This window comes from Methylobrevis pamukkalensis, assembly GCF_001720135.1.
GTDB lineage: Bacteria > Pseudomonadota > Alphaproteobacteria > Rhizobiales > Pleomorphomonadaceae > Methylobrevis > Methylobrevis pamukkalensis.
Genome location: NZ_MCRJ01000150.1, coordinates 1 through 7,572 on the forward strand (window position 1 = coordinate 1; position 7,572 = coordinate 7,572).

General features: G+C 71.7%; 2 protein-coding genes and 3 pseudogenes. 4 read left to right on the forward strand and 1 reads right to left on the reverse strand.

What is annotated here, in order from left to right:
* Window positions 1-11: 11 nt before the first annotated feature.
* Window positions 12-3,136: pseudogene (gene putA, locus A6302_RS18270) on the reverse strand (bifunctional proline dehydrogenase/L-glutamate gamma-semialdehyde dehydrogenase PutA).
* A gap of 193 nt (window positions 3,137-3,329) precedes the next feature.
* Between putA and A6302_RS18275 the strand changes: the two are divergent.
* The 4 genes and pseudogenes from A6302_RS18275 (at window position 3,330) to A6302_RS18290 (ending at window position 7,482) form a co-directional block, all read left to right on the forward strand.
* Window positions 3,330-3,796: pseudogene (locus A6302_RS18275) on the forward strand (Lrp/AsnC ligand binding domain-containing protein).
* 109 nt (window positions 3,797-3,905) lie between these two features.
* A complete protein-coding gene (locus tag A6302_RS18280) occupies window positions 3,906-5,132 on the forward strand; it encodes an ABC transporter substrate-binding protein (RefSeq protein ID WP_342586305.1) in 1,227 nt (408 codons plus the stop codon).
* Window positions 5,133-5,168: 36 nt separating this feature from the next.
* A pseudogene (locus A6302_RS18285) lies at window positions 5,169-6,838 on the forward strand (ABC transporter permease).
* A complete protein-coding gene (locus A6302_RS18290; RefSeq protein WP_069308237.1) occupies window positions 6,835-7,482 on the forward strand; it encodes an ATP-binding cassette domain-containing protein in 648 nt (215 codons plus the stop codon). The pseudogene A6302_RS18285 and the gene A6302_RS18290 overlap by 4 nt, the downstream one beginning before the upstream one ends.
* Window positions 7,483-7,572 lie beyond the last annotated feature (90 nt).

A 7,572-nucleotide genomic window follows, 5' to 3' on the forward strand; every position in this document is an offset into this window, starting at 1 on the left:
TATGTGGAGTTTCACTCCTCGCCCATGGCGATCAGGCTGGCGTTGCCGCCGGCCGCCGCCGTGTTGGTGGAGATCACCTGTTCCAGCGCGAAGCGCGAGAGATAGTGCGGGCCTCCGGCCTTGGGGCCGGTGCCGGACAGGCCCGAGCCGCCGAAGGGCTGCGAGCCGACCACCGCGCCGATGATGTTGCGGTTGACGTAGACGTTGCCGACCGGAAGCCGGGCGATCACCTGCTGCACCGTGCGGGCAATCCGCGAATGGACGCCGAGGGTGAGGCCGTAGCCGGAGGCGGCGATGTCGTCCAGCACCTTGTCGAAGTCGGCCGCCTTGTAGCGCACCACATGCAGCACTGGCCCGAACACCTCGCGGTCGAGGTCGCGCACCGAGGCAAGCTCGATCACGGTGGGGGCGACGAAGGTGCCGCGCGCCAGCGTGCCGCCGGGCAGGTCGCCCGCGTGACGCAGCCGACCGGCGGCGCGGTGGGCCTCCACGTGGCCGTCGATGCCGGCCTTCGCCTCGGCGTCGATCACAGGGCCGACGTCGGTTGCCGGATCGGCCGGATCGCCAAGGGCGAGTTCCTTGGCCGCGCCGGTGACGAGGTCGATCATGTGGTCGGCGACATCCGCCTGCACCACCAGAAGCCGCAGCGCCGAACAGCGCTGGCCGGCGGAGCGGAAGGCCGAGGCGACCACGTCGTCGGCCACCTGCTCGCCGAGCGCGGTCGCGTCCACCAGCATGGCGTTGAGGCCGCCGGTCTCGGCAATCAGCGGCACGATCGGCCCGCGCTTGTCGGCGAGCGTGCGGTTGATCGCCCAGGCGGTTTCCGTCGAGCCGGTGAAGGCGACGCCGGCGATGCGCGGATCATGGGTCAGCGCCGCGCCGACCCGTCCGTCGCCCGGCACGAAGGCGAGCGCTGCCGCCGGGATGCCGGACGCATGCAGGATGCGCACGGCCTCGGCGGCGATCAGCGGCGTCTGTTCGGCGGGCTTGGCCACCACCGTGTTGCCGGCGGCAAGGGCGGCCGCGACCTGGCCGGTGAAGATCGCCAGCGGGAAATTCCACGGGCTGATGCAGACGAACACGCCGCGGCCGCGGTGGCGCAGGCGGTTGTCCTCGCCGGTCGGGCCGGGGAGCACCACGTCGACGCCGAACTGCCGGCGGGCCTCGGCGGCATAGTAGCGACAGAAGTCCACGGCTTCGCGCACCTCGGCAATGCCGTCGGCGAGCGTCTTGCCGGCCTCGGCGCACAGCAGCGCGATCAGCCGGTCGCGACCGGCCTCCAGCGCGTCGGCGGCCTTGTCCAGCGCGGTGGCGCGCGCCTCGACGGGCGAGGCGGCATAGGCCGGGAAGGCGGCGGCGCAGGCGTCGATCGCGGCCCGCGCGGTCTCGCCGTCACCCTCGCCGACCGCGCCGACCCGGGTCGTGCCGTCGACCGGCGAGATCACCGCCCGCGTCGGCCGGGCGATCTCGGTGCCGCCGACGATCGGCAGCGCCGGCCGCTCGGGCAGGCGGGCCGCGCCCACGGCGGCAAGGAAGGCGCCGCGCGCCGCGTCATCGCCGAATTCGACGCCGACGGAATTTTTGCGCGCGCCGAACAGGTCCACCGGCAGCGGGATCTTCGGATGGCGCGCCTTCGTGCCGCCGGCCAGCATCTCCTGCGGGCGGCGGATCAGCGCGGTGGCCGGAATGTCCGGATCGCCGACGCCGGCCACGAAGGAGGAGTTGGCGCCGTTTTCGAGAAGCCGGCGGACGAGATAGGCGAGGAGGTCGCGGTGGCCGCCGACGGGTGCGTAGATCCGGCAGGGATGGCCCTCGGTCTCGGTGACCTGCTGGTAGAGCGCCTCTCCCATGCCGTGCAGCCGCTGGAACTCGAAGCTCGCCTTGTCCGGACCGGCCATCTCCAGGATCTCGGCGACCGAGAGCGCGTTGTGGGTGGCGAACTGCGGGAACAGCCGCGGTCGCGCCGCCAGCATCTTCTGCGCGCAGGCCAGATAGGAGAGGTCGGTCGCGACTTGCGGGTGAACACCGGATAGTCGGCAAGGCCGCGCTCCTGCGCGCGCTTCACCTCTGTGTCCCAGTAGGCGCCCTTGACGAGGCGGACCATGAATCGCCGGTCGAGGCCGGTCGCAAGATCGCGCACCCAGTCGATCACGTGACCGGCGCGCTTCTGGTAGGCCTGGATGGCAAGGCCGAAGCCGTCCCAGCCTTTCAGGCTCGGATCGGCGGCGACCTGGCCGATGATGTCGAGCGACAGCGCCAGCCGGTCGGCCTCCTCGGCGTCGACGGTGAAGTTGAGGTCGTGGGCCTTGGCCGCACGCGCAAGATCCAGCAGCCGGCCCGACAGCTCGCGCCGGAGCCGGCCGAGCTTGACGATCTCGTAGCGCGGATGCAGGGCGGAGAGCTTAACCGAGATGCCCGGCCGGTCGGGCAGGGCCTTGCGGCCGGCCGAACGGCCGATGGCGTCGATGGCGCCGGCGTAGGAGGCGAAGTAGCGTTCCGCGTCGGCCATGGTCCGCGCGCCCTCGCCGAGCATGTCGTAGGAGTGGCGGTAGCCCTTGTCCTCCATCGAGCGGGCCCGCGCCAGCGCCGCCTTGATCGTCTCGCCGAGCACGAACTGGTGGCCCATCACCCGCATCGCCTGGCGGGTGGCGGTGCGCACCGCCGGCACGCCGAGCCGCTTGACGAGGCCGGCGACGACGCCGTCCGGCGTCTCGCCCGGCTGGACGATCCGCGTGGTGATGCCGAGCGCCCAGGCCGAGGCCGAGACCAGCAGCGGATCACCGGCCTTGCGGCTGCCGTCGAAATGGGCGCTCGCCAGCTTGTCCTCGATCAGCCGGTCGGCGGTGGCCGCGTCCGGCACCCGCAGCAGCGCCTCGGCCAGCACCATGATCGCGAGGCCCTCCTTGGTGGAGAGGCTGTAGGCATGGAGGAAATCCTCCACGCCGCCGAGCGCCGACTGCCGGGCGCGGATGCCGTTGATCAGGCGGATCGCCGAGGCGTCCACCCGCGCCCGCACCTCGGCCGGCACCGTGCCGATGTCGGCGAGCAGGCCGGCGACGACCTCCTCGTCCGGGGCGGCATAGGGCGGCGTGAAGGCCGGGCGGGCGGACGGGGAGAGCGCGGGGGAGGGCTGCATGGGCGGAGCGGGTCCCGATGTCGTAGGCGGTGGTGATATCCGCACTATCTCACGGCTTTCCGTTTTCTTCTCCCGGAACTGCGTATATCCTTCCGTTGAATTCGTCGTTTCGAGGACGATTTTCGGGGAAAGCCCGCATGCGGGCTTTCGAGGCGGCACGGAGGGCGGGATGGCATCGGATCAGCCGTTGGGAATGAATGTGGCCTCCCTCGACCGGATCGACCGCAAGATCCTTGCCGCGCTCCAGGCCGACGGGCGGATCACCAATCTCGACCTTGCCGACAAGGTCGGCCTGTCGCCGACCGCGACCGCCGAGCGGGTCAAGCGCCTGACCCGCGACGCTTCATCCTCGGCTATGCGGCGCAGCTCGATCCTGGCAAGCTCGGGCGCGGCCTGCTGGTCTTCGTCGAGATCAAGCTCGACCGCATGGCGCCGGAGGTATTCTCCACCTTCGCCGCCGCGATCGCGCGGGCACCCGAGGTGCTTGAATGCCACATGATCGCCGGCGGCTTCGACTATCTGGTCAAGGCCCGGGTCGGCGACATGGACGCCTACCGCACCTTTCTCTCCGACGTGCTGATGGCGCTGCCCGGCGTGCGCGAGACCCACACCTATCCGGTGATGGAAGAGGTCAAGAACACGGTGCATCTGCCGCTGTGAACCCGAACGGCATCAATCAGCTGTGAATTGACGGCAGCGGGCGGCCCGCGTCTTGTGGCGGGGCGAGGCGCAGGAGGGCGCCGGGACGGACATCACGGGGAGGAACTGCGTGGAGATCGATCGTCGTGGACTGCTGGCCTTGCTGGCGGGCGCTGCCGCGGTGCCGCTGATGCCGGTGCGGGCCCTTGCCGCCGACCCGTCGGACTGGACGGCGCTGCTTGCCGAGGCGAAGGGCCAGACCGTCTGGTTCCACGCCTGGGGCGGCGGCGACCAGATCAACGACTATATCGGCTGGGCCGCCGGCGAGGTGAAGCAGCGCTACGGCGTCACGGTCGAGCATGTGAAGGTCACCGACACGGCCAACGTCGTCCAGACGGTGCTGGCCGAAAAGTCCGCGGGCCGCACCACCGGCGGCAGCGTCGATCTCGTCTGGATCAACGGCGAGAATTTCGCCGCGATGAAGCGCGAGGGCCTGTTGCAGCGGCGCGGCTGGGCCGAGAGCCTGCCGAATTTTGCCTTCGTCGATGTCGCCGGCAAGCCGACGACCCGGGTCGACTTCACCATCCCCACCGACGGGCTGGAAGCGCCCTGGGGCATGGCCCAGCTCGTGTTCTTCCACGACACGGCCACGACGCCGAACCCGCCGCGCAGCGCCGCCGAATTCCTCGCCTATGCCAAGGCCAATCCCGGCCGGCTCGCCTATCCGCAGCCGCCGGACTTCATGGGCTCCACCTTCCTCAAGCAGATCCTGACCGAGACCACATCCGACCCGGTGCGCCTCGCCCGCCCGGTGGAGGCCGGCGATCTCGAGGAGGTGACACGGCCGCTCTATGCCTATCTCGACGATCTTCATCCGCACCTGTGGCGTTCGGGCCGCGCCTATCCGCAGAATGTCGCCGCCTTGATGCAGCTTCTCGCCGACGACGAGATCGACGTCGCCTTCGCCTTCAACCCGGCGACCGCCTCCAACGACGTGGAGAACGGCGTGCTGCCGGACAGCGTGCGCGGCTACGTGTTTGCCGGCGGCACCATCGGCAACACCCATTTCGTGGCGATCCCTTTCAATTCGGGTGCCGCCGCCGGCGCCATGGTCTTCGCCGATTTCCTGATGTCGCCGGAGGCGCAGGCGCGCAAGGCCGACGCGGTGGTCTGGGGTGATCCGACCGTGCTCGACGTCGCCCGCCTTGGCGAGGCGGACAGGGCGCGCTTTGCCGGCATCACCCGCGGCGTCGCGACGCCCACGGCCGAGGAACTCGGCACGGTGCTGCCCGAGCCGCATCCCTCGTGGATGGAGGCGGTCGAGACCGCCTGGACGGCGCGCTATGGCGCCACCTGACCGACCCGCTCGCACGGCAGATCCGGACGGATCCCCTTGGGCCTGAGGCTGTTTCCCGTCGCTGTCGTGCTGGTGCTCGCCGGTCCCGTGGCCGCGGGCCTGCTCGGTGCGCTGCTGCCGGCCTTCGGCTGGCTGCCGGCGCTGGGCGGGGACGCCCTGTCGCTGCGGCCGTGGCAGGATCTCATGGCCACGCCCGGCCTAGGCACCGCCGTGCTGCTCGCGCTCGGCACGGGTCTTGGCTCCACGGTGCTGGCGCTCGGCGCGGTGCTGCTGTTCGTCGCCGGCTTTTCCGGAACGCGGCTGTTCCGGCGCATGGGGCTGGCGATCTCGCCGCTCCTGTCGCTGCCGCATGCGGCGGCTGCCATCGGCCTTGCCTTCCTGCTGTCCCCGTCCGGCTGGCTGTTCCGGCTGATCTCGCCCTGGGCGACGGGCTTCGACCGGCCGCCCGACCTGCTGATCGTCCACGACCCGCTGGGGCTCATGCTGATGCTCGGGCTGGCGGCGAAAGAGGTGCCCTTCCTCTGGCTGATGACGCTCGCCGCCCTGCCGCAGGCCGATCCGGCGCGCGCCGGCCGGCTGGCGGCCAGCCTCGGCTATGGCCGCGTCACCGGCTTCCTGCTCGCCGTCCTGCCGCGGCTCTATCCGCAGATCCGCCTGCCGGTCTATGCGGTCGTCGCCTTTGCCACTTCCAACGTCGACGTCGCCCTCGTGCTCGGCCCGACCACGCCGCCGCCGCTCGGCGTGATGGTGCTGCGCCTTGCCGCCGATCCCGATCTTGCCGCGCGCTTCTCGGCCTCCGCCGCCGCTGTCCTGCAACTCGGCGTCACGGGGTTGGCGCTCGGCCTGTGGATCGGGGCGGAGCGTGTTGCGGCAGCGCTCGGCCGGCGCCTGGCCGGGACGGGCCGGCGCGATCACGGCGACCGGCTGCTGGCCGGCCTCGGCGCGGTGATGCTTCTCTCCGCCGTCGCCGCCGTGGGCCTCGGCCTTGCCGGTCTCGCGCTCTGGTCGGTCGCCGGACCCTGGCGCTTTCCGGCGGTGTGGCCGGACCGGATCGACCTCGGCCGCTGGGCGTCCGCGTTGCCGATGCTGGTGCCGCCGCTGGTCGAGACCGCCGTGATCGCGGTCCTGTCGGTGGCCATGGCCCTCGTGCTCGTCGTCGGCACCCTGCGGGCAGGCGGCGCGGCGGGGAAGGTGCCGGCCCTCGTCTACCTGCCGTTGCTGGTGCCGCAGGTGAGCTTCCTGTTCGGGCTCCAGATCTTGCTGCTCGCCTCCGGCGCGGGCGCCGGGCTCGGCGTGGTCGTTGCCGCCCATCTCGTCTTCGTGCTGCCCTATGTGGCGCTGTCGCTGGCCGACCCGTGGCGGGCGCTCGATCCGCGCTTCGAGCGGGTGGCGGCGGCGCTCGGCGCCTCGCCGGCGCGGATCTTCTGGCGCATCCGCCTGCCGATGCTGGCGCGTCCGCTGGCGACCGCCGCCGCGGTGGGCTTTGCCGTGTCGGTCGGGCTCTATCTTCCGACGGTGCTGATCGGCGCGGCCGGGTGGAGACGGTGACGAGCGAGGCGGTGGCGCTGGCCGCCGGCGGCGACCGCCGGGTGGTGTCGGTGTTCGCCCTTGTCCAGACCCTGCTGCCCTTCGTCGGATTCGCGCTGGCCGCCGCGCTGCCCGCGCTGCTGTTCCGGCGGCGGCGGACGATGGAGGGCGTGCGATGACGGCGGAGAGCGGACAGGACGGCCTCGTGCTGGAGGATGTGCGCATCGCGCTCGGCGAGCGCCGGCTGCTCGATCTTGCCTGCCGGGTTGCCCCCGGCGAGATCCTGTCGGTGACCGGCCCGTCCGGCTCGGGCAAGTCGAGCCTGTTCGCCTTTCTCGCCGGCTTCCTCGATCCGGCCTTCACGGTGGCGGGGCGGGTCCGCCTCGACGGCGAGGATCTGCTGGCCCTGCCGGCGGCGCAGCGCCGGGTCGGACTGATGTTCCAGGACGACCTGCTGTTTCCGCACATGAGCGTCGGCGGCAACCTGCTGTTCGCCCTGCCGGCGTCGCTGCGCGGCCGGGCTGCCCGGCGGGCGCGCGTCGAGGCGGTGCTCGCCGAAGCCGGGCTTGGCGGTTACGCCGACCGCGATCCGGCCACCCTTTCCGGCGGCCAGCGTGCCCGGGTGGCCCTGCTGCGGACCCTGATCGCGGAACCCCGGGCGCTGCTGCTGGACGAGCCGTTCTCCAAGCTCGACCGCGCCTTGCGCGGCCAGATCCGCAGCCTCGTCTTCGATCGCGCCCGGCGCCTCGGCCTGCCGACCCTGCTGGTCACCCACGACGAGGAAGACGCCGCCGCGGCGGGCGGTCCGGTGGTCCGGCTCTGACGAGAGCGGAGGGGCGGAGATGTCGCCGGAACGGATCTCCGCACAGGATCTTCTGGCGGGAACAGTCGAGACGGGGACCTTCAGACAAAA

What these genes read in the sequence shown, in the direction of transcription:
- A6302_RS18290 (WP_069308237.1), top strand. Translation starts at nt 6,835, where the DNA reads ATGACGGCGGAGAGCGGACAGGACGGCCTCGTGCTGGAGGATGTGCGC.